Genomic DNA, 25,042 nt, shown 5'->3' on the forward strand with positions numbered 1-25,042 from the left:
GAAGGGCATATGGCGGCCGCCCGGCCATGGAGGAGGAAGCGATGACGTCACCCCCACCGAATCCCGGTCCGGACGACTCCGAGGAGGCCGGTGTTCCCGGCCGCGGCGGTGGGCCCGGGCAGCCGTCGGCGCCGACACCCGGCGGCGTCCCCGCGACACCGGGGCCGGCCGGAGCCGCGGCGGGCGGCGACGCGGACGACGAGATCGCCCGGCTGCACGCCCGGATCGCCGCCCTCGAGGAAGCCCCTCGCAAGAAGGAGCACCACCGCTGGCGGACCTCCGGCGCCACGATCCTCATCGTGATCGCCTCGGTGCTCTCCCTGGTCTCCGTGCTGGCGGTGTGGACGTCCGACTTCGTCGGCAACACCGACCGGTACGTCTCCACCGTGGCGCCGTTGGCCACCGACGCGGACATCCAGGCGGCCGTCACCAACCGGGTCACCCAGGTCGTGCTGGAACAGATCGACGTGGACGCCCTGGTGCAGGAGCTCTCCGACGCGGCCGCCCAGCAGGGCGTGCCGGAGAACGCGGCGAAGCTGATCGGCAATCTCAAGGGGCCCATCAAGAGCGGCCTCACCCAGTTGATCAGCACGACCGTCAACAAGGTGGTCACCAGCGACGCGTTCGCCACCGTCTGGGTCGACGCCAACCGGCTCGTCCACTCCGCCCTCAACAAGGCGTTGACCGGCGAGGGCGGCGGCGCGGTCAAGTTGGAGAACAACCAGGTCGCCATCGACATCGGGCCGATCGTCGCCAAGGTGAAGAGCGAGCTGGTCGACGCCGGCCTCGGTCCGGCCGCCAGGATCCCCGAGGTGCACACCAACTTCGTGGTCTTCGCCTCCAACGACGTCGGGAAGGTCAAGACGTACTTCCGGCTGCTCGAGGTCATGGGCGTGTGGCTGCCGATCGTCACCGTGCTGATCGCCGCCGGCGGCGTCTTCCTGGCCGTCAACCGGCGCCGGGCGCTGATCGGCGCCGCGATCGGCGTGTTCCTCGGCATGCTGCTGCTCGGCATCGTCCTGACGGTGTTCCGGGAGATCTACCTGGACCGCCTGCCACCGGGCGCCAACCAGGCCGCGGCCGCCACGATCTACGACACGCTGATCCGGTTCATGCGGGCGAGCATCCGCGCGATCGGCACGGTCGCCGTGGTGACCGCCGTCGGCGCCTTCCTGATCGGCCCGTCCAAACCGGCCGTCGCCGTGCGCACGGCCTGCCGGCGGATCATCGGGTCGCTGCGCGGCGCGCTGTACTCGCTCGGCATGAAGCTCGGGCCGGTCGGCCCGTTCGTGCACCGCTGGAAGCGCTGGATCGGCGTGGTCATCCTGCTGGTCGCCGCCGTGATCCTGGCGACCTGGTCGTACCCGACGTGGGGCGTGGTGCTGTGGATCACCTTCTTCGTGGCGCTGGCCTTCGCCGTCCGGGAGTTCCTCGACACGGGGTCCGACAGCGACCACGCCCCGCCCCCGGCGGCCTCCGGAGGCCCGCCACCCGCACACGCCTGACCTCGGTCGCTCCGGCCGCCCTCCTCGCCCGGCCGCGCCCAGTCCCGGCAGGGAGGGCCGGCCGGGCCGTCGGACATCAAGTCGGACGGAGGGAATCCTTCACCCCGGACGACATCGATCCGCCGGCGCAGCCGTCACGGACGGGACGTCATGGCCCGGCTGCGGCCGCCGCCGGCCCATGGGGCAGGATGGCCGTCAGTTCGGCATGCGCACACCCGCTCCACCGCGGCGGCGCACAACACGACCTGACAGGCGACAAGGTGACGACACAGCACGTCCGGCGGCCGGTGCCGGCCGATTCCCAGGCCCTCCGCGCGGCGGGGGCGGCCCGGTGACCCGGGACCTCGTCCTGCACGACTGGCTGGCGGCCGGCATCACGCTGGTCTCCGGCGGGGTGGCCGGGCTGGTGCTGCGGGCCCTGATGAAGTGGCTGGGCAGGCTCGCGCTGAGGACCGCGTGGAGCGGGGACGACGTCATCGTCGACGCGCTGCGCACCATCGTCCCCTGGTCGGCCGTGGTCGCCGGGGCCGAGGTGGCCGCTTCGGCGCTGCCGCTCACGGCGCGGGTCAGGGGGCTGGTCGACCAGTCGCTGATGGCCGTGCTGATCGTCATCGCGACGCTCAGCGCGGCCCGGGTGGTGGCCGGGCTGGTGCAGTCGGTGGCCGCGTCGCGGACGGGCGTCGCGGCGTCCGCGAGCATCTTCGTGAACATCACCCGGATCGTGGTGCTGGCGCTGGGCGTCCTGGTGGCCCTGGAGACCCTCGGGGTGTCGATAGCCCCGCTGGTCACCGCGCTCGGGGTGGGCGGTCTCGCGGTCGCGCTGGCGTTGCAGGACACCCTCGCCAACCTCTTCGCCGGGGTGCACATCCTCGCGTCGAAGACGGTCCAGCCGGGTGACTACATCCGGCTCACCAGCGGCGAGGAGGGGTACGTCGTCGACATCAACTGGCGCAACAGCGTGGTGCGCAACCTCCAGAACAACCTGGTGATCATCCCCAACGGCCGCCTGGCGCGGACGAACATGACGAACTTCTCCCGGCCCGAGCAGAAGCTGTCGATCCTGGTCCCGGTCGGGGTCGGCTACGACAGCGACCTGGACCACGTGGAGCGGGTCACCCTGGAGGTGGTCGACAGCGTGATGGCCGACGTCACCGGCGGCGTGCCCGACCACAAGGGCGCCGTCCGCTTCCACACCTTCGCGGACTCCAGGATCAACTTCAACGTGAAGCTGGGCGTCAGCGAGTTCAGCGACCAGTACCGGATCAAGCACGAGTTCATCAAGCGCCTGCACCGGCGGTACCGGGAGGAGGGCATCTCGATACCGGCGCCCACCCGAACGGTCTCGCTCCAGCACGACGGGCCGGGCGCCCCGCCCTCCCTCCCGCACCAGTGGGAGACGTCGCCCGAGGTGCTGGCCGACCGGCGGTCCTAGCCGGGGCGCGGATCCCCACCCTTACCGAAGCATGACGCGGCGCCCGGGATCGGGGCCGGGACGCCGCCGGGCGGATAGCGTCAGCGGGCATGAGGATCCTCGTCACCGGCGGTGCCGGGTTCATCGGGTCGCAGGTCGTGCGGTCCCTGGTCGCGGCCGGACACGAGGTGCGGGCCTTGGACGCGCTGCTGCCCGCCGCGCATCCGTCGGGGACGGCGCCGACGCTGCCGGACGGGGTCGAGTTCGTGCACGGCGACGTCCGGGACGCCGGAGCGGTGGACCGCGCCCTCGCCGGGGTGGACGCCGTCTCCCACCAGGCCGCGATGGTCGGTCTCGGCGTCGACTTCGCGGACGCGCCCGACTACGTGGGCTGCAACGACCTCGGCACCGCGGTCCTGCTGTCCGCGATGGCCCGGTCCGCGGTCCGCGGCCTGGTGCTGGCGGGCTCGATGGTGGTGTACGGCGAGGGACGGTACCGCTGCGCGACCCACGGGGACGTCGCCCCCGGCCCACGGCGCCCGGCCGACCTGGACGCCGGCCGGTTCGAGCCGCCGTGCCCGGTGTGCGGCGCGCCGCTGCGGCCCGGGACGGTGGAGGAGAGCGCGCCGGGCGACCCGCGCAACGTCTACGCGACGACCAAGCTCGCCCAGGAGCACCTGGCCTCGGCCTGGGCGCGCGCTTGCGGGGGGCGGGTCCTGACGCTCCGCTACCACAACGTGTACGGGCCGGGGATGCCGAAGGACACCCCGTACGCCGGGGTGGCGTCGCTGTTCCGCTCGGCGCTGGCGCGGGGCGAGGCGCCGCGGGTGTTCGAGGACGGCGCGCAGCGGCGCGACTTCGTCCACGTCGGGGACGTGGCGGCCGCGAACGTGGCCGCGCTGGAGGCGGTCGGCGGGCGTGCGCCGGGCAGTTCCCGGGCCTACAACGTCGGCAGCGGCGAGGTGCGGACGGTGGGGGAGATGGCCCGGGCGCTGGCCGCCGCGTACGGGGGGCCGGCGCCCGTGGTGACGGGCCAGTACCGGCTCGGGGACGTGCGCCACATCACCGCCGACTCCTCCCGGCTGCGACAGGAGCTCGGCTGGCGGGCCCGGGTGCCGTTCGCCGAGGGCATGACGGAGTTCGCCGCCGCGCCGCAGCGGGTCTGATCCGGACGGGCCCCGCGGCCCGCACCCGCCGCGCCCCGCCGAGCCCCGGCGGGGCCGAACCCGCCGGGGCCCGGCGCCGGTTCAGCCGCGGGCGGCGGGCAGGGCGATCTCGAAGCAGCAGCCGCCGGCCACGTTGTGGACGCCCGCGCGTCCGGCGTGGGCCTCGACGATGCCCCGGACGATCGCCAGCCCGAGGCCCGCGCCGCTGTCGCCGCCGTCACCGGCACCGGCACCGGAGTACGGCGCGGCGGCGGTGTCCGCCGGGAGCGGTGTGCGGGCGGTGCTGCCGCGCCAGCCGGTCTCGAAGACCCGGGACAGGTCCTGTTCGGGGATGCCGCCGCACCCGTCGGTGACCGACAGGACCACCTCGTCGGCCTCCCTCCGGGCGGAGACGGCCACCACGCCGTCCTCGGGGGTCGAACGGATCGCGTTGACCAGGAGGTTGCCGAGCACCCGGGTGATCTCGTGGGTGTCCACCTCGACCGGCTCGGCGGCCACCTGGCGGCCCTCCAGGCGGACGCCGCGCTGCCGTGCGAGCGGGTGCGCGCCGGCGAGCGCGTCGTCGACCAGGTCGTGGACGGACACCCGCGACAGCGAGAGGGACAGCGCCCCGGCCTGGATCCGGGAGAGCTCGAACAGGTCGTCGACCATCGCGGTGAGCCGCTCGACCTCCGTGCGGATCCGCCGCAGGTAGCGGTCCGGGCTGTCGGTGACGCCGTCCTCCAGCGCCTCCGCCATCGCCCGCAGGCCGGCCAGCGGGGTGCGCAGGTCGTGGGAGATCCAGGCGATCAGCTCGCGCCGCGAGGCGTCGAGCATCCGCGCGCGGGCCCTGGACTCGGCGAGCCCGGCACTGGTGGCGGCCAGTTCCCGGCTGAGCTGGGCGAGTTCCCGGCCGAGCGGGTGGTCCGGCGCGGTGAAGCCGGTGTCGCTGCCCACCGTCCGGGCGGCCACGGCCAGGGCCCTGCTGCCGGCCACCACCTGGCGCCCGAGCAGCGCCGCGATGACCAGCGACACGACCGAGGCCATGCCCAGGACGGTGATCACCACGCCGAGGTCGTGCCCCGACAGGAACATCGCCTGTGCCACGGCGAAGGTGCCGGAGGTGACCGCGAGGACGGTGACGACGGCGACGCAGAACAGCGAGAGCGCGACCGAGCGGTGCCGCAGGAGCCGGACGGCCACCCACCCGACCAGGCCGGCGCAGCCGGCGCCGAGCGCGGCGAACAGGGCGATCAGCAGCAGGTCCTTCACAGCGCACCCCCGGCGGGGACCCCGGTCGCCGGGTCGTAGCGGTAGCCGACGCCCCAGACGGTGGTGATCAGCGCCGGTGCGGCGGGATCGTCCTCGATCTTCTCCCGCAGCCGCCGGACGTGGACGGTCACGGTGGACAGGTCGCCGAAGTCCCAGCCCCAGACCTGTTGCATCAGCTCCTGCCGCGAGAACACCGTGCCGGGCCGCCGGAGCAGGAAGGCCAGCAGGTCGAACTCCCGGATCGTCAGCGCCAGCTCGTCCGTGCCGCGGTGGGCCCGGCGGGCCCGGGCGTCGAGCGTGATGTCGCCGCTGACCAGCGGACCGCCGACGGTCTCCGGTGCGGCGGAGGCCCGGGAGCGGCGGAGCACGGACTGGACCCGCAGGACGAGCTCGCGCGGGCTGAACGGCTTGGTCACGTAGTCGTCGGCGCCCACCTCCAGACCGAGGATCCGGTCGGCCTCGTCCCCCTTGGCGGTCAGCATCACCACCGGGACGTCCGGGCCCCGGTCGGCCCCGCGCAGCCTGCGCAGCACCTCCAGGCCGTCGATGCCGGGCAGCATCAGGTCCAGGACCAGCAGGTCGGGGCGGTGCGCGTCGGCCAGCGCCAGGGCCTGCCGGCCGTCGGCGGCCCGCTCGACCCGGTGGCCGGCCCGCGTGAGGTAGCCGGCCACGACCTCGGCCACGGTCGGATCGTCGTCGACCACCAGGATGCGGGCCGGGCCCGGCAGTCCGGCGTCGGGGCTCTCGTTCATCCGCCGAGGATACGAGCCCCGGTGCGGCCCCGGCGCCCCGCTCGCCGCTCCGTCCGGGTTCCGTAAGATCCGCCGCTCGCCGGGCACCCCGCCGAGGGCGTACGAGTTCCGTAAGGCGTCGTTGCCGCCGTGCGGCGGTGGGGCGCGGTTAGCGTGGCGAGGGTGACCCCAGCGACCCCGCCCTCCGTCGCCGCGCCGCGCGTCGACGTCATCCTGCCCTGCCTCGACGAGGCCGCCGCCCTGCCATGGGTCCTCGAACGGATCCCCACCGGCTGGCGCGCCGTCGTGGTCGACAACGGCTCCCGGGACGGCTCCGCCGACCTGGCCCGCGAACTCGGCGCCACCGTCGTCACCGAGCCCCGGCGCGGCTTCGGCGCCGCCTGCCACGCCGGGCTCCTGGCGGCCACCGCCGAGCTGGTCTGCTTCCTGGACTGCGACGGCTCCCTCGACCCCGCCGAGCTTCCCCGGGTCACCGGCCCGGTGCTGGCCGGCCACGCGGACCTGGTCCTCGGCCGCCGCCGCCCCACGAGCGCCGGAGCGTGGCCGGTGCACGCACGGCTGGCCAACGCCGTCCTCGCCCGCCGGCTGCGCCACCGCACCGGAGCACGCCTGCACGACCTCGGCCCGATGCGGGCCGCCCACCGGGAACGCCTGCTCGCCCTCGGGCTCGGCGACCGCCGCTCGGGCTACCCCCTGGAGATGGTCCTGACCGCCGCCGCGGCCGGGATGCGGATCACCGAGACGCCGGTCAGCTACCGGCCCCGGGCCGGCCGCTCCAAGGTGACCGGCACCGTGCGCGGCACCCTGCGGGCCGTCCACGACATGAGCGGCGTCCTCGCCGCACCGCCGCCCGTCCTGCTGGTGATCGCCAAGGCGCCGGTCCCCGGGCGGGTGAAGACCCGGCTCACCCCTCCCTGCACGCCCCGTCAGGCCGCCGACCTCGCCGAGGCCGCGCTGACCGACACCCTGCGCACCCTGGCCACCGTCCCGGCCGCGTGCCGCCTGCTCGTCCTCGACGGGGAGCCCGGAGACTGGCTGCCGCCCGGCTGGCAGGTGGTCCCGCAGACCGGCGGCGGCCTGGACGAGCGCCTCGCCGCCGCCTTCACCGAAGCCGCCCGCCTCCGACCGGGGGCACCCGCGCTGCTCGTCGGGATGGACACCCCCCAACTCACCGCCGCCACCCTCGCCGAACCGCTCGCCGCCGCCCGCCGCAGCGGCGCGGACGCCTGGTACGGGCCCGCCACCGACGGGGGCTTCTGGGCGCTCGGCCTCGCCCGCCCCACCGGGGAGCTGGCGCGCAGGCTGCTGCTCGGCGTCCCGATGTCCACCCCGCACACCGGCGCCGCCCTGCTCGAACGCCTCGCGTCGGCCGGGCTGTCGGTCCGTCACCTGCCGTCGCTGACCGACGTCGACACCTTCGCCGACGCCCGCCTGGTCGCCGACGGCGCCCCCGACAGCCGGTTCGCCGCCTGTCTGCGCTCCCTCGACCCGGCCCCCGGGAGGACCCGGTGACCGCGCGCGCCCTCCCCTGGACGGACGACCCGTTCGCGGAGGCCGTCCGCACCGGACGCGGCCCGCTCTGGCTCCGCCGCCCGGACGGCCGGCGCACCCCCCTCGACATCGAACGCTGGAGCGCGCCCGCGTGCGGCGCCGACCACGACCTGCTCCTGCGCTGCACCCGGCTGCCGGCGCCCGTCCTCGACCTCGGCTGCGGCCCCGGCCGGCTCGTCGCCGCCCTCCTCGAACTCGGGATCCCGGCCCTCGGCGTCGACATCACCGCCGCCGCGGTGGCCAGCACCCGCCGCCTGGGCGGCCTCGCGCTGCGCCGGTCGGTGTTCGACCGGCTTCCCGCCGAAGGCCGGTGGGGCGGCGTGCTGCTCGCCGACGGCAACCTCGGCATCGGGGGCGACCCCGGCGCGATCCTCCGCCGCTGCGCCGAACTCCTCGTCACCGGCGGCACGCTGCTCGTCGAGGTCGAGCCGCAGGAGATCGAGGAGCGGACCACCGTCCGCGTCGAGGGCCCCGACGGCCGGCTCGGCCCGGCCTTCCCCTGGGCCCGGCTCGGCGCCGACGCCACCGCCCGCCACGCGGGCCGGGCCGGCCTGGTGGAGACCGAACGCTGGTCCTCGCACGGCCGGCACTTCCTCCGCCTGCGCGCCTCCTGAGGCCCAGGACGAGCCGTCAGCGCACCCGCGTCCCGGTGGCGCGGCGCTCGTCGTCGGCGGCACCCGCCCGCCGCGGGCGGGAGACCCGGCGCACGACCGGCACCGCGAGCACGCACACCAGGGCCGCCCCGTACGCGGCCCGCTGGACGGCCGTCCCGCCCGCCAGGTAGAGCACCTGACCGGCGGCGGGGACGGCCAGCCACTCCCAGCGGCCGTCGAGGGCGACCAGGGCCACCACCAGCAGCCCGTACCACGGGTAGGCCGGCGCCACCAGCAGCAGCGCCGTCCCGGTCACCAGCAGCGCGCCGCCCCACGGGCGGCGGGGATCGCCGGACAGCAGGACCCGCAGCACCACCCCCGCCAGCACCAGCGCGGCCGCCCACGGCACCCAGCCGTCCGGCACCACCGCGCGCAGCAGCCCGAACCGGTCCAGGTGCTCCTGCCCGTACCCCTCCTCCCGCAGGTAGCCGGGCAGGTAGCCGAGCACCCCCGGCCCGGAGAGCAGCAGGTACGGCAGGTACACCAGCGCGAACGCCCCGGCCGCCGCCCCGAGCAGCACCGCGTCCCGCCGGCCCGGCCGCCGGGAGAGCGCCCCGGACAGCGCGCCCGGCAGGGCGAGCGCGGGCAGCAGCTTCGTCGCGACCGCCGCGCCCAGCAGACCACCCCCCGCCGCCGCCCGCCCGCGGGCCGCGCACCCCAGCCCGGCGACCATCAGCAGCGCGCCGAGCGTGTCGACGTGCGCGTCGTTGACCGCCCACACCGCCACCCCCGGGCACCACCCCCACAGCGCCGCCCGCCGGCTTCTCCGCCCGACCGCCAGCAGGACGCCGGTGGTCGCCACCGCGAGCAGCGCGCCGCCCGCCTGCACCCCGCGCACCCCGCCGCCGAACGGACGGAGCGCCAGGAACCAGCCCTCCGCGACCGGCGGGTAGATCGTGTGCACGGCGGGACGGTTGATCCGCGTGCAGGCGCCGTCCACCGTCCGCCGCTCGTCCCACGAGGTGCAGCCGTCGTCCGCAGGGAACAGCCCGGGGTCGCGCAGCCGGACCAGCGCCGGGTCCTGCGGAGTGCGCGCGTACGGGGAGATCCCGGCCGCCTGGACCCGGCCGTCCCACACGTACCGGTAGGCGTCGTCGCTGGTCCGCGGCGGCGCCAGCAGACCCACCGCCGAGACCAGGACGCTGCCGGCCATGACGAGCGGCACCACCTGACGGTCCGCCACCCGCCGCAGCAGCACCACCGCGAGCGCGAACAGCCCGGCGTCGAGCGCGTACCAGCCGTACAGACCGGTGCGGTCGCCGAGCGTGCCGCCGCCGGTCACGGTGGTCGCCAGGGCGGCCACCAGGGCGGCGAGGGCGAGCGCGCAGGGCAGCAGCGGGGTACGGGTCGTCACCCGGCCAGCCTGCCACCGGCCCCGCCGCGCGAGCGGCACCGGACACCACGGCGTTCGGAATCCGTAAGCAGGTCGCTCCGCCTCCGACCGCCGTCGGCACGCTTCGATGAGCGGGTGGAACCCAACTCCTCCGGCGTCCGACGCCGCCTCGACCGTCCGCTGCCGCCACCCCCGGAGGCGCTGCGCCGCGGCCCGTTCCGGGCCGGGACCTTCCGCTCCCCGCTGCACGAGCCGCGCACCACCGTCGTCCTCGGCCGGTGGCTCGGCGCGGCGGTGCTGGTCTGCTTCCTGACCGGACTCGCCGGCCACCTCCTCCAGGACCCGCCCGCCTGGCTGTCCGGCGTGCTGCCCGCCCGTCCGGTCGACGGCTACCGCTTCACCCAGGGCCTGCACGTGGTCAGCGGCATCGCCGCGATCCCGCTGACCGGCGCCAAGCTGTGGACCGTCTACCCGCGGCTGTTCGAATGGCCCCCGGCCCGCAGCGTGCTCCACGCCCTGGAACGCCTCGGCATCGCCGTCCTGGTCGCCGCCCTGCTGCTGGAACTGTTCACCGGCCTGCTCAACACCCTCCAGTGGTACCCGTGGCCGTTCCCGTTCCGGCAGACGCACTTCTGGCTGGGCTGGCTCGCCACCGGCGGCCTGCTGGTCCACCTCGCCGCCAAGGCCCCGCTGATCGCCCGCAACTGGCGCAGGCCCCAGGCGTCCGTCCCCGGCCGCCGCGCATTCCTGGCCTCGGTCACCGCGGCGGTCGGCGCCGTCACCCTCACCACCGCCGGCCAGACCGTGCCCTGGCTGCGCGGCCTGGACCTGCTGGCACCGCGCCGCCCGGACATCGGATCGCAGGGCCTCCCGGTCAACCGGACCGCCGCCCAGGCCGGTACGGTCACCGTCCCGGCCGACTGGCGGCTGCGGGTCGACGGGCCGCAGCCGTACACGCTGGACCTCGACGACCTGGCCCGGCTTCCCCAGCACGACGCCGTCCTGCCGATCGCCTGTGTCGAGGGCTGGAGCGCGAGCGCCCGCTGGACCGGCGTCCGCCTCGCCGACCTGCTGGCCCTGGCCGGGGCGCCCACCGGTACGGCGGTCCGGGTCACCTCACTGGAGGCCGACGGCCCGTACCGGGTCATGGAGATGCCCGCGCAGTACGTCGACGACCCGCTCACCCTCCTCGCCCTGCGGGTCAACGGCGAGACGCTGAACGCCGACCACGGCTTCCCGGCACGGATCATCGCGCCCAACCGGCCCGGTGTCCTGCAGACCAAGTGGGTCGCCCGGATCGAGGTGGTCCGGTGACCGCCCGGCTCCGCGCCGCCGCCCTCGTCGCCGGCCTCGCCATGACCGGCTACGGCCTCTTCGGCCTGCTCGACGACCCCTACATCACCGCACCGGTCGACATCCTGGTCTGGGCGGTGGGCGGCCTGGTCCTGCACGACGGCCTGTGGGTCCCCCTGCTGTGCCTCGTCGGCGCGTACGCGGCCCGCGGCCCGGTGCTGCGCGGCTGGCTGGTCGTCGCCGCGGCGGTGACCGCCGTCGGGCTCCCGGCGGTGCTCCGCGCCGACGACGACCACGGCAACCCCTCGGTGCTGCCACTGCCCTACCTGCGCAACTGGCTGCTGGTGCTGGCCGCCACCGCGGTCCTCGCCCTGCTGCTCGGGCTCGTCCGGCGGCGGCGCAACCCTCCGGTCAGTCGCCCGGAACGCCGGGAAGACCCGTCGTGAGACCGTCCAGCGCCTGCCCGCACGGGCAGGCGCGCTCGGCGGGCAGCAGCCCGATCGCCTTGAACAGCACCGTGCGCAGCCGCTCCACATTGCGCGCGAACTCCGCGAGGACCTCGGCGTGCGTCACGCCCTGGCCGCTCTCCACCCCCGCGTCGAGATCCGTGACCAGCGCGATCGACGTGTAGCAGAGCCCCAGTTCACGGGCGAGCACCGCCTCCGGATGCCCCGTCATCCCGACCACCGACCAGCCGTTCGCGGTGAACCAGCGCGACTCGGCCCGGGTGGAGAACCGGGGCCCCTCGATCACCACCATGGTCCCGCCGTCCACCGGCTCCCAGGCCGCCGCACCGGCCGCCTCCAGCGCGGCGGCCCGCCCGGCCGGGCAGTACGGGTCCGCCATCGACACGTGCACCACCTCGGGGACACCGCCGTCGGGCAGCGGCAGCCCGTCGTAGAAGGTCTGCACCCGCCCCGACGTGCGATCCACCAACTGGTCCGGCACCAGCAGCGTCCCCGGCCCGAACCCGGGCCGCAGCCCGCCCACCGCGCACGGCCCCAGCACCTGCCGCACCCCGAGCGAGTGCAACGCCCACAGGTTCGCCCGGTAGTTGATCCGGTGCGGCGGCAACCGGTGGCCGCGCCCGTGCCGGGGCAGGAACGCCACCGGCAGGCCGGCCACCTCACCGACCACCAGCACGTCGCTCGGCTGCCCGTACGGCGTCTCCACCCGCACCTCGACCACGTCGTCGAGCAGCTCGTACAGACCCGAGCCACCGATCACACCCACCTCGGCCCGCACCGGGCCATGACCGTCCGTCACGTCCACCACTCCTCCGCGTCACTGTCCGGCCACTGTAGAAGCCCGCGGCGCCCGGACCGGGACACCCGGGCCTTACGGTTCACGAACGCCGGGTCGCGTGGCGTGCCCGGCGGCAGGCGCGGCCGGGCCCTCGCCGCGAGCGGCGATCCAGGCATGCACGGTCTTCCCGCCGTGGCCGTCCGGCGTCACGTCAACGGTGCTGCTGATCCCGCGGACGAGGACCAGCCCCCGCCCGGAGGCACGGGTGGCGGAGGGGAGCTGCGGCCGGGGCACCCGCCGGCTGGAGTCGGCCACCCGGACGTCGGTCCCCTCGGCGCAGGAGACCAGGACCAGCCGCCCCGGGCCGTCCGTGTGGCTCACCACGTTGGCCGCCAGCTCGGTGACGACCAGCAGGACATCGGCGATGTGGCCGCAACCCGCCGGGTGGCACCGCTGCAGGAAGCACCGCGCGGCGGCCCGCAGCCGTACGATCTCCCGCGGGTCGGGCGGGATCGTGAGGTCCAGGCGCCGTCCGCCGGGGCGCTCCCGTCGCGTCGGGCGGCGCTGCGGGGCGAGGTGGATCACTGCTCTCACGGCCTTCCCCTGTCGGAGGAGTGCTCCACCGGAGCGGAGCTCCTGCCCGTGGTTCGGCGCGGCCGCCCGAAAGGATTGGCCGTCGTGCGCGCGGCCGGCCGGACACGCCCGGGCCCCCACCGGAGGTGACCGCGGCCCGGGGCGAGGTATCCAGGAAGGATGAGCGCACGGCGGTGGCGGTACCCCCGGCCGCCCGACCAGCAGGGCGGGAGGATGATCCTCATCCCCCTCGTGCTGATCGTGGCGATCTCGGTCGTGGACACGGTGGCCCCGCCGCAGGTGCACCTCGGGCCGCTCCTGGTGGCGGCCCCGGCGATCACCGCGTCGTTCGCCGGCCCCAGGACCACCCTCGCCGTCGGCGCCGCCGCCGTGGTGGCCCAAGGCGTCGTCGCCGCGGTGCGGAGCACGGTCCTCGACCTCAACCACTCCGTGCAGATCGTCGCCCTCGCCCTGATCTCGCTGCTCGTCGCCCTCTTCGCGCGGCTGCGCGAGCGTCACGAGCGGGAGCTGCGGCAGCTGCGTTCGGTGGCGGAGGCCACCCAGGCCGTGGTCCAGCGGCCGATCCCGGCGCGGATGGGACCGCTGCGCATCGCGTCGGTCTACCTGGCGGCGGAGGCCGAGGCCCGGATCGGCGGCGACCTGTACGCGGCCGTGCGCACCCAGCAGGGGAGCCGCTTCCTGGTCGGTGACGTCCGGGGCAAGGGGCTGGAGGCGATCGGCCAGGCCTCGCTGGCCCTCGGCGCCTTCCGCACCGCGGCCTACCGGCAGGTCGACCTGCCCCGGCTGGTCGCCCACCTGGAGAAGGCGGTCTTCGGCGACCCGGACGGCCCGGGCAACCCGGAGGACGGGGCGGGCAGCTCCCCGGACACCGACGACGGCGAGTCCTTCATCACCGCGGTCGTGCTCGACATCCCCGACACCGAGCCGGTGATCCGCCTCGCGGACTGCGGCCACCCACCACCGCTGCTCCTGCGGGACGGCACGGTGCTGCCGCTGGAGTCCCGGCAGCCCGCTCCGCCGCTGGGCCTCACCGGGCTCGGCCCGGCCGGTGTCGAGGTCGAGGACTTCGCGTTCCGGGAGGGGGACCTCGTGCTGCTGTACACGGACGGGGTCATCGAGGCGCGCAACGGTTCCGGCGACTTCTACCCGCTCGCCGAACGGCTCGGCTCGTGGCCGTCCGACGATCCGGAAGCGTTGCTGCGGGGCCTGTGCCAGGACCTCCTCGCCCACGCGGGCGGCAGTCTCGGCGACGACGCCGCGATGGTCGCCATCCGGCGCGACACGGCCGGACCGCCGGGCGGCAGACGTCTGCGCGAGGACCTTCCCGGGCTCTGACGGCGGGGCGAGCGGCTGGACGAGTGGCGGCGGTGCGGGCCTGCCGGGCGGGTGGCCGTCCGGCAGGCCCGGGGCTTCGATCAGTCGGCTTCCCGACCGGCTCCGGCGTGGCCGACCGTTCCTTCCGGTGCGGACGAGTGGGCCGGTGCGTGGGCCGGTGCGGCCTGCCGGGTGGCGGTGGTGGTGGCGGCGGTGGCGTCCTGGGGGCCGGGGGACGGCGGTGGTGTCACGCCGGGGAGCGCCAGGCGGGCGCCGACCGCGCCGGCGAGGCAGACGCCGGCCGCCACCAGGCAGGCGAGGTGGAAGCCGTGCATGAAGGAGTTCTGTACGGCTGTCAGGAGTTCCTGCTGGTGGTCGGGGCCCGCCGAGGCGGCGGTCCGGAGGGCGGATCCCACCGAGTCCTGGCCCTCGGCCAGCGTCCGGGGAGGGAGCCCGGCGAACGCCGTCGTGGCGAGTTCGCTCGCGTAGAGGGAGGTGAAGACGGAGCCGATGACGGCCACGCCGAGGGTGCCGCCGGCCTCGCGGGTGGCGTCGTTGACGGCGGAGCCGACGCCGGCCTTCGCCGGCGGCAGGACGCTGAGGATCGATTCGGTGGCGGGTGCGGTGGTGAGGCCGAGGCCGAGGCCCATCAGCACCATCTGGCCGACGACCTGCGGGTAGGCGATGAACGTCGGTGAGGTGGCGATCCACGCGAAGGACGTCCCCAGCAGGACGAGTCCGGTGCTGACGACGGCGCGGGTGCCCAGCCGGGGCACCAGTGCCACGCCGCCCACCGAGCCGACGGCGATGGTCAGGGCGACGGGCAGGATCCGCACGCCGGTGGAGAGGGTCCCGTAGCCGCGGATGAACTGGAAGTACTGGGTGACCAGGAAGATGAAGCCGAAGAGCGCGAAGAACGCCACGGTGACCGATCCGCTGGCCGCCGAGAAGGCGGGGGTGCGGAAGAGCGTCAGGTCGATCATCGGATGGTCCCGTCCGCGTTCGACGCGGACGAAGACCGCGGTCAGGAGGGCCGCGGCGGCGAATCCGGCGATGCTCGCCGGTGAGCTCCAGCCGCGGTTCGGGGCCTCGATCAGGGTGTAGACGAGGACGCCGATCGCGGCGGAGGAGAACAGCAGGCCGGCCGGGTCCACTCGGGCGGACGCGGGGGAGCTCGACTCGGGGACCCACAGCCAGGTGGCCACCAGGGCGACCAGGGCGACGGGGACGAGGGCGAGGAAGACCGACGGCCAGCCGAAGTGGGCCAGCAGCACGCCGCCGACGACGGGCCCCACCGCGACCCCGAGGCCCGTGACGGCGCCCCACACCCCGACGGCCTTCGCGCGCGAGCGCCGCTCGGGGAAGGTGTTGGTGATGATCGACAGGGTGGTCGGGAAGATCGTCGCCGCGCACGCGCCCATGGCGAACCGGGCGGCGACCAGCGGGCCGGGGGAGCCGGCCGCGCTGCCGAGGACGCTGGTCGCGGCGAAGCCGGCCAGTCCGAGCAGCAGGGCGGGGCGCCGGCCGAAGCGGTCGCCGAGCGACCCCGCGGAGAGGACCAGCGTGGCGAAGGCCAGGTTGTAGCCGTCCACGATCCACTGCAGGTCCCGGGTGGTGGCGCCGAGCTGCCGGCTCAGATCGGGCAGCGCGACGTTGACGATGGTGGTGTCGAGGTTGATCGTGAAGGCGGCGAGACACACCGTGGCCAGGATCAGAAGGCGTCGGCGCGAGGTGGGGGCGGGCATGCGAGGCTCCATCCGCCATGCATGTTGACACTGGGAACATGCTCTTGATTGACACCCTTGCACCCCAGGTGGACACTGTCAACATCGATCGCGGAAAGTGGATGGAATTGGCGAATCGGACATATCACCACGGTGGTCTGCGCGAGGCCCTCGTCGAAGCCGGCGTCGCCCTGGCCCGCACCGGCGGCCCCTCGGCAGTGGTCCTGCGCGAGGCCGGCCGACAGGTCGGGGTGTCCCACAACGCCGCCTACCGCCACTTCAGGGACCGCGAGGACCTGCTGGCCGCGGTCGCCGCGGGCTGCATGGAGCACCTCGGCCGGCTCATGATCGAACGGGCCGCAGAGGTCGAGCTCCCCGACCCCCGCGACGCCGCCTGGGCCCGGCTGGAAGCCATCGGCCGCGCCTACGTCGACTTCGCCCTCACCGAACACGGCTGGTTCCGCACCGCCTTCTCCGGCGCCGTCGCCCACACCGCCGGGCCCGCCGAGGCCCGCCCCGGCCCCGAAGCCGCCGACCCCGAAGACGCCGGCCCCGACGCCGCCGACCCCGACCCCTACGCGCAACTCGCGCTCCGCCTGGACGAACTGGTCGAGGTCGGCGCGCTGCCGGCGGAGCGGCGGGCCGGGGCGCAGTACGCCGCCTGGTCGGCCGTCCACGGCCTGTCGGCGCTCCTGGTCGACGGCCCCCTGCGGCAACTGCCGGAGGGCGAACGCCAAACCGCGGTCGCCTCCGTGCTCGGCGCCGTCGCCCGCGGCCTCTGAGGGGGGCGGCTCGCGCGGCCGACACCCGGTGCTGCACCGTCGTGCGCTGCGTGCCGCCGAGGGGCGGCCGTGACCGCAGCGGCGGCCGCACTCGCACGCCCCGCCGCCGACCGGGACCTCCTGGCGGCGATGATCCGCCGGGCGGCGGACCCGGGTGGTGATCCCGGCGCGGCGGGTCGGCCGCGCTGTCAGCGCCTCCTGGACAGGCGGGTCAGGCCGCGGCCCGTCTGCCACCGTGAGCGGGCCTGCCGCAGGACGGTCTCCCATTCCTGGCGGACCTCGTTGTCGGGCGGCCGGTCGCCCCGGTGGATCCGGTCGAGCTCCTCTCCCACCTCCCGCCCGAGCGCGGCGCAGCCCACGGTGGCGAGCATCGCGCCGAACAGGGCGGAGAGCATGGCGAACACCGCCCCGAACGCGCCGTACCGGTTGGTGTAGGAGTCGAACATGCGCGGCAGGTAGAGGCTCATCACCACGGAGTAGCCGGTCAGGGCGGCGGCACCGATCAGGCCGAACGGCACGAGGTGGGGCCGGGAGATGCGGCCGGCGGACAGGAGGCGGCCGCTCCAGACGAGGAACACCGCCGTGACCGGTGCCTCCACGACGGCCGCGACCAGTTCCAGCGGCCGGTGGCCGAGAGCGGTGTGGACCCAGCCGCTGAGCGCGGCGTAGCCGGCCAGCAGCGCCAGCCACTTCAGGCCGTTCACGGTGTTGCGGACGCTCAGGGGCTGGAGCTCCCAGCCCTGTTCGTAGAGTCGCTGGGCGGCGCGCGCGAAACTCAGCGCGGAGACGAGGAGGAAGACGACGCCGAAGAGCCCCAGCGGGGTCCAGTCGTCGGCCGGGGAGAGGATGTCGCGCACGGCCTCGGCGCCGTCGCCGGTGAGGTCGTAACGGTCGATCACCCGTTCGGCGATCCCCTTGCCGCCCAGGTGGACCAGGAGGGCGCTGCAGAGGATGGCGAGCGGGACCAGGGCCGTCAGCGCGGACGAGGCCAGGGCCATCGCGCGGTCGAACCCGACCAGCCGCTGGAACCGGCCGACGACGCGGAGCGCGAACGCCGGGCGGAGCCAGAACGTCGCCGCCCTCACCACGTATGCGCGGTCGATCCGCTTCGTGTCGGCCTCCCGGAGAAGTCGGCGGCGAGGACGCGCCGAACCGCTCCGGTCCGGAGCGGCGAATGCCGGCGCCGGCACTTCCGCGGGCACGTCGGACGGCCGCCGAACCGATTCTCGCCCGCCGAGGCGGAACCGGCCCGACAACCCGCCGTACGGGCCGCCGCCGTGGTCCAGGATCTCCCCTTGCGGGTGCGAGCCGTCCGAGCAGGGGGACTGGCGCTGATCGCTCGCCGACGGCGGCCTGCGGGGCGTCAGGGCTGGATGTTCTCCAGTTCGGCGAGCAGGCCGGGGTGGGTGGGCGTCCAGCCGAGTGCGGTGCGGGTGTGGGAGCTGGATGCGGGCCGGTCGGTGGCGAAGACGGGGCCGAGGGGGCCGAAGTCCTCCTGCGGCAGGGACGCGGTCGTCAGGCCCAGGCGTCGCCCGATGACGGCGGCGATGTCGCCGGCGGCGTCGCCCTCGTCGGCGACGGCGTGCCAGGACGTCAGGACGTCCCGGCGGGGTCCTTCTCCAAGGCGGTCTCCACCGGTCCGGTGGACCGATCGGGAACCGCGCCGGCGGTCAGGCGTGGGTGCCGGCACACTCCGGGTGGCCCCAGCTGCCGCCGACCTTGGTGATCATGCCGCCCTTGGCGTAGGAGCGGCCGCACGGGCAGACGCCCGGATACCGGGCGGCCAGGGTCCGGGGGCCACCACCCGTGGAACTCCTCCTCGCCGTGGCGGAGGAGCGTCCGCCGCGCGGTGCGGAGGCTGCGACCGGTTCGGGCACCGGCAGGTCGGCGGAGGTCCCGCCGGCGTCCTCCTGCGTCCGTGCCGCGTCACTGGCGGCCTTGTCGGCGATCGCGTTCAGCGGGTCGCCGTTCACCTGGTGGGCGGCCACGTACACGAAGGTGACGTCCCGTCCGTCGAGGAGCGCGTCGATGCGCTGGATCAGCTCGCGGTTGGCCACCGGCTTGCCGGCGGCGGTCTTCCAGCCGTTGCGCTTCCACCCGGCGAGCCACTTCGTCACCGCGTCGCGGGTGTAGGTGCTGTCGAGGCGGACCTCCAGCGGCTCGTCCGGTTCCGTCGCCGTCAGCAGCTGCTCCAACGCCGTCAACTCGCCGATGTTGTTGGTGCTGTGACCCAGCGCCCCGGCCTGCCAGCGCTGCGGAACCCCGGCGCGGTCCGCCACCACGTACGCCCAGCCCGCAGGACCCGGGTTGCCCTTGGCGGCTCCGTCGCAGGCGGCAATGACTCGTTCGACCATGTCCCCGATCATGCCAGCATCCGAACGCCGCGGATCCCGCGTGCCCGGGTCCGCGAGTCCCGGGCTCCCGGCGTGACCAGTGGGACCGGTGTGACGGCGGCCGGTCGGAGCCCGGAGTGGACGACGGCCCGCTCGGCGCCCTCGTCCGGCTCCGGGTGCGTGTTGTCGATCAGCAGGTGCGACTCGGGAAGGCGGGCGCCGCCCGCGGTCGTCCTCCCGACGGCGACCGAGGCCTCTCGCGGCATCAGGTCCCAGCCGCCCGCGCCCCCAGGACCGGCAGCAGCCGGAGCTTCTCGTCGTCCGGGGATCCCGGGATCGCCGTGTACACCAGCAGGGTCTGGCTCTGCTCCGGGTCCAGCAGCACCTGGCACTGCAGGGCGAGGACGCCCAGTTCGGGATGGCGCACCCGCTTGGGGTCCATGCGCGGCACATCGATCTCGTGGGCGCTCCACAGGGTGGCGAACTCCTCGCTGCGGTCCAGGAGGAGGTCGCGCAGTTCCTCGGCCCGGCCGCCCGCGCCCTGCCGGGAGTAGGCGGCGCGCAGGCCGGAGGTGAAGAAACGGCTGTGCAGGGGGTGATCCTCCTCCGGATACAGCAGCCGGGTGGCACGATCGGTGAACCACCTGTAGGTGAGGCTGCGCTCGGGGCCGGTGAACCGCGTCTGGTCGCCGAGGAGGGCACAGGCCATCGGGGTCTGGGCGAGGGTCTCCGCCACGTCGCTGACGACCTGGGCGGGGGTGTCGTCCAGTCGCCCGAGGATGCGCATCAGGCCGGGCGTGATGTGGTCCGAGCGCAGAGCGCCGGGGCGGGAGGGCGTGTTGTGCCCCGCGATGCGGAAGAGGTGGTCGCGTTCGGAGAGCGACAGCCGCAGTCCGCGGGCGATCGCGGCGAGCATCGGCTCCGAGGGCTGCGGCCCGCGCTGCTGCTCCAGCCGGCTGTAGTAGTCGGTGGACATGCCGCTCAGCGTCGCCGCCTCCTCCCGACGCAGCCCGCGGGTGCGGCGGCGCGGCCCGCGGGGCAGGCCCACGTCCTCGGGTTGCAGGGCTTCGCGGCGCGTGCGGAGGAAGTCCGCGAGTTGTGCTCGGTCCACGGCTCAAGTCTCCCTCGTCGTCCTGGTACCTCACGGTGGCGGCAGTGTGCGGGTCGGACGGCTCAGAGCAGCATGCCGCCCGACGCCTCGATGCGCTGCCCGGTGACCCAGGAGGTGCCCTCGGCGAGCAGCGTTGCGGCTGCGGCGCCGATGTCCTCGGGCTCCCCGGGGCGGCCCATGGCGGTGACGCTGCTCAGCATCCCGCGCATGTCCTGGTTGTCACGGACCCCGCCGCCGCCGAAGTCGGTGCCGGTGGCGCCCGGCGCGAGGGTGTTGACCGCGATGCCGCGCGGTCCCAGCTCCTTGGCGAGATAGCGGGTGAGGATCTCCACGGCGCCCTTGGCCGCCGCGTAGGCGGACGTGGGGGCGGCGATGAAGCGGGTCAGGCCGGTCGAGACGTTGAGGATGCGGCCGCCGTCCTTGATCAGCGGCAGCAGCGACTGGGTGAGGAAGAAGACGCCCTTGACATGGACGTCCATCAGTCCGTCGAACTGCTCCTCGGTGGTCTCCTCGAACGGCGCGTGCACGCCGTGGCCGGCGTTGTTGACGAGGACGTCGAGGTCGTCGCGGCCCCACTCCCGCGCCAGTACCTCGCGCACCTGCGCGGTGAAGGCGGGGAACGCGGCGGTGTCCCCGGTGTCCAGGCGCAGTGCGACCGCCGTACGGCCCAGCTTCCGGGCTTCCGCCACCACGTCGGCGGCCTCCTCGGCATGCGAGCGGTAGGTGAGGATCAGATCGGTGCCGGCCTCGGCGAGGTGCAGGGCAGTGCTGCGACCGAGGCCGCGGTTGGCACCGGTGACGAGGGCGATGCGGGTCATGGTGGGCTCCGTTCCCGGCAGGGTGCGGGCGGACCGGCCGGTCCGCCGCCTTCGTCCTCAACGGTGCTGCAGTCCGTACGGCGGATGAAGGCCGCAGTCGTCCAGGGACCGCCGGTCCCCCCTTCGGCCTCCCGCCGTCACCCGTGGAGATTCGTGCTCCGCCCGGCATCGCCGACCAGGCGGACGTCCTTCCAGGGGGCGGGCGAGCTCGGCTGCGCCCTGCCGGTGGACGGTGCCGCAGGAGCGCTGGTTCGGGTCGATGAGCGGGCCGAGGGCGGTCGGGGCTCCCTCCGGAGGCCGGGCGCCGCGGTTCAGTGCCGGGTGCGGATCCCGTCGAGGGCGATGCCCAGGACCCGGTCGCGCTGCGCCTCGTCGGGGAAGGCCACCGAGGTGATGCCGGAGACCAGGCGCAGCAGGTCGTCGATGCTCATGTCTGTGCGGACCTCGCCGGTCTCCTGGGCGCGGTGGAGCAGGGGGGTACCGGCGTCGTACATGGACTGGCGGCAGGCCAGGAAGACGTCGCTCTCCTCGCCCTCCAGCGCTTCGCGGATCGCGCGCTTGGTCATGGCGTAGTCGACGAAGCGGCGCAGCCAGAGGGTCAGGGCCTGCCACGGCGGTTCGCCGGAGACCTCGGCGGCGACCCGGCCGAGGTCGTCGACCTCGTTGGCGTACACGGCTTCGAAGAGGTGCCGGCGGGTGGGGAAGTTGCGGTAGAGGGTGGCGATGCCGACCCCGGCGCGGCGGGCGATGTCCTCCAGGGAGGCGTCGGCACCGTGCTCGGCGAAGGCCTCGCGGGCGGCCGCGAGCAGCGCGTCGAAGTTCCGCGCTGCGTCGGTCCGGCGCGGGCGCCGGGCGGCGAGGAAGTCGCTCACCACGATCTGGTCCGGCACGGTGACCTCGTTTCGACGCCCGGGATTGAACCGGAGGGGTGCCTCCGCTAATGTGGAGGCATGCCTCGACTTTAGCACCGGGGCCCCTCCTTGGCCCTGCCCGCCCACGGGCGGGCCGCCTCCGTCCGCCGCCCTCACGGCCCCGTGCGCCGTTGCGCACCCGGTCCGCACGGCTGCCGGACGCCCGCTGCCCGTGCGCCGCCGAACTGCCCGCATCCGCACCCGTACCCGCACCGTCCCCGCCGTTCTTGCCGTTCCCGCGCCGCGATCTCCGAGTCGCCGAGTCCGAGAAGGTCCCATGAACCGCCAGTCCAACCGCCTCACCTTCGGCGTCCTCGCCACAGGCGCCGGTGTGTTCGCGCTGCTCCAGTCGCTGATCACGCCCGCACTGCCGATCGTCCAGTCCGCGATGCACACCTCGCAGTCCACCGTCACCTGGGTGATGACCGCCTACCTGCTGTCCGCCTCCGTCTTCACACCGATCCTCGGCCGGGTCGGCGACATGGTCGGCAAGAAGCGCACCCTGGTCGCCGCACTCCTCGCCCTGTTGATCGGCTGCCTCGTCGCCGCCCTGGCCCCGAACGTCACCGTGCTGATCGTCGCCCGCGTGCTGCAGGGCATCGCCGGCGCGCTCTTCCCGCTGTCCTTCGGCATCATCCGCGACGAGTTCCCGCCGGGCCGGGTCCCCACCGGCATCAGCAACCTGTCCGCCGTGATCGCGGTCGGCAGTGGACTCGGCATGGTCCTGGCCGGCCCGATCGTCGGCGCACTGGACTACCGCTGGCTGTTCTGGTTCCCCGTCATCGTGGTCGCCGCCACCGCCCTGCTCGCCCACCGCTACATCCCCGAGTCGCCGCACCGCACCGAAGGCAGCGTCAACTGGCGCTCCTCCGTCCTGCTCTCCGGCTGGCTGGTCGCCCTGCTGCTCCCCGTCAGCCAGGCGGCCAAGTGGGGCTGGGGCTCCACCCCGGTGATCGGCCTGCTCGCCGCCGCCGCAGTCCTCTTCGCCCTCTGGATCGCCGGCGAGACCCGCTCCCGCAACCCGCTGATCGACATGCGGGTGATGCGCCTGCCGGCCGTCTGGACCACCAACACCGCGGCACTGCTCTTCGGCGGCGGCATGTACGCCGTCTGGGCCTTCCTGCCCGGCTTCGTCCAGACCCCGACCTCGGCCGGGTACGGCTTCGGCTCCAGCGTCACCGGCGCCGGACTGCTGATGCTGCCGATGCTGGTCGCCATGTTCGTCTCCGGCCTCCTCAGCGGCAGGCTGGCCGGCCGCTTCCCGGCCAAGGCCCAGCTCGTCACCGGCGCGCTGCTCGGCGCCGCCGCCTGCGCCCTCCTCGCCGCCCGGCACCGGGTGCCCCTCGACGTCGCCCTCGCGGCGGGCGTGTTCGGGCTCGGCATCGGGCTGGCCTTCGCCTCGATGAGCAACCTGGTCGTCCAGAGCGTTCCCCCCGCGCAGACCGGTGCGGCCACCGGCATGAACGCCAACATCCGCACCATCGGCGGCTCGATGGGCGCGGCCCTGATGACCGGGCTGGTCACCGGCCACCTGCAGCCCAGCGGCCGCCCCTACGAGGCCGGCTACACCCACGGCTTCACCTTGTTGGCGGTGTTCTGCCTGGCCGCCGCCGTCGCGGCCCTCGCCGTTCCCACCCGCAGCGCCACCCGGGCGACCGTGCCGGGCGCCGGCCCGGGCGCGGTGCCGGCCGCTGCCGCGCCGTCCCGGGAGCCCATCGGCCGCTGACCGGACGGAACCCGCAGGGTCATGGATGCGCAGCGGACCGGGACGGCAGCACCAAGAAAGTCGGCTCCATCGGATCCCTCATGGATGCCCCGGCTTCCGTCTGGGAGGAAACGCACTTCGCGCGTAGCCGGTCGGGGCGCTGCGATCCGCGCCCAGGGCGGATCGCAGCGCCCCGGCCCTCGGGTTCCGATCGCTCTCGCGGCCGGCGCTGCGGAAAGGCGGCCGGTGCCCGCCACCTCGCCGGGGCGAGGGCCCAGGCAGAAGCTCCGCAGGGCAATGGCGGGGCGACAGCCGCGCCCAACTTCTCGCCGTCCTCCCGCTCGCCGACGACGCCATCGGGACTGTTACGGAGTCGGCCGGTGGCCGTTACACGACCGGCGGCTCGCCGAGGGACGGGCTTCCTAGCGTGAGCAGCGTCAACCGGCGGCCACCGGGCCGCGGGTGACGAGCAGATGGAGGAAGCCGATGTCATCCACCCCGTCCGTGCGCCGCGCCACGCGACTTGCTCTGGTCTCCGCCGCCGCCGTCGGCGCGCTCGCGCTGCCCGGCGCGGTCGCGTTCGCCGACGGCAGTGCCAGCCCGTCGCCCGCCCGGGCGACACCCAGCTCCTCGCCGTCGGTGGCTCCGACCGCGGTGCCCAGCCCGGTGCCGTCCCGCTCGCCCGCCACGCAGGTCACCGCCGTGCCCAAGGGCGGTGCGCAGACCGGTGAGGGAGCGGCCGACGGCGGCTCGACCGTCACGCTGGTCGTGGGCACCGTGCTGGCGGCGGCCGGCGCTGCCGGGATCGGCCTGGTCGTCGTCCGGCGCCGTGCCGGTGCGCAGGACTAGCGCGCACCGTCGCGGTCGGCGCCCCCGGTGGGCGCCGGCCGCGGCGGCCGGACTCCTGCTCGCGGGCGGCGCGACGCTGCTCGCCGCGCGGGACCAGGATCCCGCGCCGGTACGGATCGCAGCGGCCGACGGGGCACGCACCGCGGACGGTGCGCCGACCTCGGCCGGAGGCGGGACGCCGTCCACCGCGCCGCCCTCGTCCGCAACGGCCCAGCTCCGGCTGTCGCCGCCGGTCCGGCTGGTGATCGCCCGGATCGGGGTGGACGCGCCGGTGCGGGGCGTCGGTCTCAACCCGGACGGCACCGTGGAGGTGCCCTCACTGGACCGGCCGGAACAGGTCGGCTGGTACCGGGGCGGCCCCGGGCCCGGCCAGGTCGGGCCGGCGGTGCTGCTCGGGCACTACGACACCCACAAGGGGCCGGCGGTGTTCCACGAACTGCCCCGCCTGCACCCGGGCGACCGGATCGAGATCGGGCGCGAGGACGGCAGCACGCTCGCCTACCGGGTGCGCGAGCTCCGGCAGTTCGCCAAGGACGCCTTCCCGACCGAGCTGGTCTACGGCGACACCGCGGGTCCGCAGCTCCGGCTGATCACCTGCGGCGGCACCCTCGCGGGCAACGGTCACTACACCGACAACATCATCGTCTTCGCCGACCCGCTGCCCTGAGCACCGCGGACCGTGCAGGCCTTACCGCCGCGGGCCCCGCGGACCGCGCTGCCCCGAGCCCCGCGGGCCCCGCC

At 75.0% G+C, this 25,042-nt stretch carries 23 protein-coding genes and 2 pseudogenes; 13 read left to right on the plus strand and 12 right to left on the minus strand.

All coding sequences use genetic code 11. From position 1 onward, the window contains the following. Positions 1–41: 41 nt before the first annotated feature. The 3 genes from ABEB06_RS35420 to ABEB06_RS35430 all read left to right on the plus strand — a co-directional run bounded on the left by ABEB06_RS35420 (position 42) and on the right by ABEB06_RS35430 (position 4,082). Positions 42–1,505: a hypothetical protein gene (locus ABEB06_RS35420; RefSeq protein ID WP_345701029.1), complete on the plus strand. Its 1,464-nt coding sequence runs from the start codon at positions 42–44 to the stop codon at positions 1,503–1,505. 331 nt (positions 1,506–1,836) lie between these two features. After that, positions 1,837–2,937: a mechanosensitive ion channel family protein gene (locus ABEB06_RS35425; RefSeq protein ID WP_345701030.1), complete on the plus strand. Its 1,101-nt coding sequence runs from the start codon at positions 1,837–1,839 to the stop codon at positions 2,935–2,937. Between the two features lie 89 nt (positions 2,938–3,026). Beyond that, positions 3,027–4,082 carry an NAD-dependent epimerase/dehydratase family protein gene (locus ABEB06_RS35430; protein WP_345701031.1) on the plus strand — a complete coding sequence of 352 codons (1,056 nt, stop codon included), beginning with the start codon at positions 3,027–3,029 and terminating at the stop codon, positions 4,080–4,082. 81 nt (positions 4,083–4,163) lie between these two features. Here the strand turns inward: ABEB06_RS35430 and ABEB06_RS35435 are convergent, their stop codons facing one another. Both ABEB06_RS35435 and ABEB06_RS35440 read right to left on the minus strand, forming a co-directional pair. Continuing rightward, entirely contained in the window at positions 4,164–5,333 is a 1,170-nt protein-coding gene (locus tag ABEB06_RS35435) for a sensor histidine kinase (protein ID WP_345701032.1), read from the minus strand. Continuing rightward, positions 5,330–6,085, minus strand: a complete 756-nt coding sequence (locus tag ABEB06_RS35440) for a response regulator transcription factor (RefSeq protein WP_345701033.1) — start codon at positions 6,083–6,085, stop codon at positions 5,330–5,332. The genes ABEB06_RS35435 and ABEB06_RS35440 overlap by 4 nt, the downstream gene beginning before the upstream one ends. 162 nt (positions 6,086–6,247) lie before the next feature. Here ABEB06_RS35440 and ABEB06_RS35445 point away from each other — a divergent pair. The 3 genes and pseudogenes from ABEB06_RS35445 to ABEB06_RS35455 all read left to right on the plus strand — a co-directional run. Then, positions 6,248–6,934 (plus strand): annotated as a pseudogene (locus ABEB06_RS35445) (glycosyltransferase family 2 protein); the annotation flags it as partial. 192 nt (positions 6,935–7,126) lie between these two features. Beyond that, positions 7,127–7,597: pseudogene (locus ABEB06_RS35450) on the plus strand (TIGR04282 family arsenosugar biosynthesis glycosyltransferase); the annotation flags it as partial. Then, a complete protein-coding gene (locus tag ABEB06_RS35455; protein WP_345701034.1) occupies positions 7,594–8,250 on the plus strand; it encodes a class I SAM-dependent methyltransferase in 657 nt (218 codons plus the stop codon). The pseudogene ABEB06_RS35450 and the gene ABEB06_RS35455, both read left to right, overlap by 4 nt. A 16-nt stretch (positions 8,251–8,266) precedes the next feature. Here ABEB06_RS35455 and ABEB06_RS35460 read toward each other — a convergent pair whose 3' ends face one another. Next, a complete protein-coding gene (locus tag ABEB06_RS35460; protein ID WP_345701035.1) occupies positions 8,267–9,643 on the minus strand; it encodes a hypothetical protein in 1,377 nt (458 codons plus the stop codon). A 159-nt stretch (positions 9,644–9,802) separates the two neighbouring features. On the opposite strand from ABEB06_RS35460, the gene ABEB06_RS35465 reads away from it, so the two are divergent. Further along, positions 9,803–10,936 carry a molybdopterin-dependent oxidoreductase gene (locus ABEB06_RS35465; RefSeq protein WP_425559830.1) on the plus strand — a complete coding sequence of 378 codons (1,134 nt, stop codon included), beginning with the start codon at positions 9,803–9,805 and terminating at the stop codon, positions 10,934–10,936. Then, positions 10,933–11,361, plus strand: coding sequence for a hypothetical protein (locus ABEB06_RS35470; RefSeq protein ID WP_345701036.1), 429 nt, complete (start codon positions 10,933–10,935; stop codon positions 11,359–11,361). Before ABEB06_RS35465 ends, ABEB06_RS35470 begins: the two co-directional genes overlap by 4 nt. Here ABEB06_RS35470 and ABEB06_RS35475 read toward each other — a convergent pair. Together ABEB06_RS35475 and ABEB06_RS35480 are read right to left on the minus strand one after the other, a co-directional pair. Continuing rightward, positions 11,327–12,181 (minus strand): S-methyl-5'-thioadenosine phosphorylase, encoded by an 855-nt coding sequence (locus tag ABEB06_RS35475; RefSeq protein ID WP_345701037.1) that lies wholly within the window; start codon positions 12,179–12,181, stop codon positions 11,327–11,329. The two genes, ABEB06_RS35470 and ABEB06_RS35475, sit on opposite strands and share 35 nt — an antisense overlap. A gap of 72 nt (positions 12,182–12,253) precedes the next feature. After that, entirely contained in the window at positions 12,254–12,754 is a 501-nt protein-coding gene (locus tag ABEB06_RS35480; protein ID WP_345701038.1) for an ATP-binding protein, read from the minus strand. Between the two features lie 159 nt (positions 12,755–12,913). On the opposite strand from ABEB06_RS35480, the gene ABEB06_RS35485 reads away from it, so the two are divergent. Beyond that, complete coding sequence (locus ABEB06_RS35485) at positions 12,914–14,089, plus strand: PP2C family protein-serine/threonine phosphatase (protein WP_345701039.1); 1,176 nt, start codon at positions 12,914–12,916, stop codon at positions 14,087–14,089. A gap of 80 nt (positions 14,090–14,169) precedes the next feature. Here ABEB06_RS35485 and ABEB06_RS35490 read toward each other — a convergent pair whose 3' ends face one another. After that, a complete protein-coding gene (locus ABEB06_RS35490) occupies positions 14,170–15,813 on the minus strand; it encodes an MFS transporter (protein ID WP_345701040.1) in 1,644 nt (547 codons plus the stop codon). A 101-nt stretch (positions 15,814–15,914) separates the two neighbouring features. On the opposite strand from ABEB06_RS35490, the gene ABEB06_RS35495 reads away from it, so the two are divergent. Continuing rightward, a complete protein-coding gene (locus tag ABEB06_RS35495; protein WP_345701041.1) occupies positions 15,915–16,574 on the plus strand; it encodes a TetR/AcrR family transcriptional regulator in 660 nt (219 codons plus the stop codon). 188 nt (positions 16,575–16,762) lie between these two features. Here ABEB06_RS35495 and ABEB06_RS35500 read toward each other — a convergent pair whose 3' ends face one another. The 6 genes from ABEB06_RS35500 to ABEB06_RS35525 all read right to left on the minus strand — a co-directional run bounded on the left by ABEB06_RS35500 (position 16,763) and on the right by ABEB06_RS35525 (position 21,726). Further along, positions 16,763–17,662, minus strand: coding sequence for a YhjD/YihY/BrkB family envelope integrity protein (locus ABEB06_RS35500; protein ID WP_345701042.1), 900 nt, complete (start codon positions 17,660–17,662; stop codon positions 16,763–16,765). A gap of 275 nt (positions 17,663–17,937) precedes the next feature. Continuing rightward, the gene (locus ABEB06_RS35505) at positions 17,938–18,264 is read right to left on the minus strand and encodes a Rossmann-fold NAD(P)-binding domain-containing protein (protein ID WP_425559736.1); all 327 of its coding nucleotides are present in this window, start codon (positions 18,262–18,264) and stop codon (positions 17,938–17,940) included. Further along, entirely contained in the window at positions 18,245–18,928 is a 684-nt protein-coding gene (locus tag ABEB06_RS35510; protein WP_345701043.1) for a ribonuclease H family protein, read from the minus strand. Before ABEB06_RS35510 ends, ABEB06_RS35505 begins: the two co-directional genes overlap by 20 nt. A gap of 244 nt (positions 18,929–19,172) precedes the next feature. Then, positions 19,173–20,018: a helix-turn-helix transcriptional regulator gene (locus ABEB06_RS35515; RefSeq protein WP_345701044.1), complete on the minus strand. Its 846-nt coding sequence runs from the start codon at positions 20,016–20,018 to the stop codon at positions 19,173–19,175. A gap of 62 nt (positions 20,019–20,080) precedes the next feature. After that, a complete protein-coding gene (locus ABEB06_RS35520; RefSeq protein ID WP_345701045.1) occupies positions 20,081–20,836 on the minus strand; it encodes an SDR family NAD(P)-dependent oxidoreductase in 756 nt (251 codons plus the stop codon). 311 nt (positions 20,837–21,147) lie between these two features. Continuing rightward, positions 21,148–21,726: a TetR/AcrR family transcriptional regulator gene (locus ABEB06_RS35525; RefSeq protein WP_345701046.1), complete on the minus strand. Its 579-nt coding sequence runs from the start codon at positions 21,724–21,726 to the stop codon at positions 21,148–21,150. Positions 21,727–22,024: 298 nt separating this feature from the next. On the opposite strand from ABEB06_RS35525, the gene ABEB06_RS35530 reads away from it, so the two are divergent. The 3 genes from ABEB06_RS35530 (at position 22,025) to ABEB06_RS35540 (ending at position 24,968) form a co-directional block, all read left to right on the plus strand. Next, a complete protein-coding gene (locus tag ABEB06_RS35530) occupies positions 22,025–23,473 on the plus strand; it encodes an MFS transporter (protein ID WP_345701047.1) in 1,449 nt (482 codons plus the stop codon). 465 nt (positions 23,474–23,938) lie between these two features. Further along, positions 23,939–24,301 carry a sortase-dependent protein gene (locus ABEB06_RS35535; protein WP_345701048.1) on the plus strand — a complete coding sequence of 121 codons (363 nt, stop codon included), beginning with the start codon at positions 23,939–23,941 and terminating at the stop codon, positions 24,299–24,301. Further along, positions 24,288–24,968, plus strand: a complete 681-nt coding sequence (locus tag ABEB06_RS35540) for a class F sortase (RefSeq protein ID WP_345701049.1) — start codon at positions 24,288–24,290, stop codon at positions 24,966–24,968. The genes ABEB06_RS35535 and ABEB06_RS35540 overlap by 14 nt, the downstream gene beginning before the upstream one ends. The last annotated feature ends 74 nt before the right edge of the window (positions 24,969–25,042 follow it).

The sequence above is a fragment of the Kitasatospora terrestris genome (genome assembly GCF_039542905.1).
In the GTDB taxonomy this organism is placed as follows: Bacteria; Actinomycetota; Actinomycetes; order Streptomycetales; family Streptomycetaceae; genus Kitasatospora; species Kitasatospora terrestris.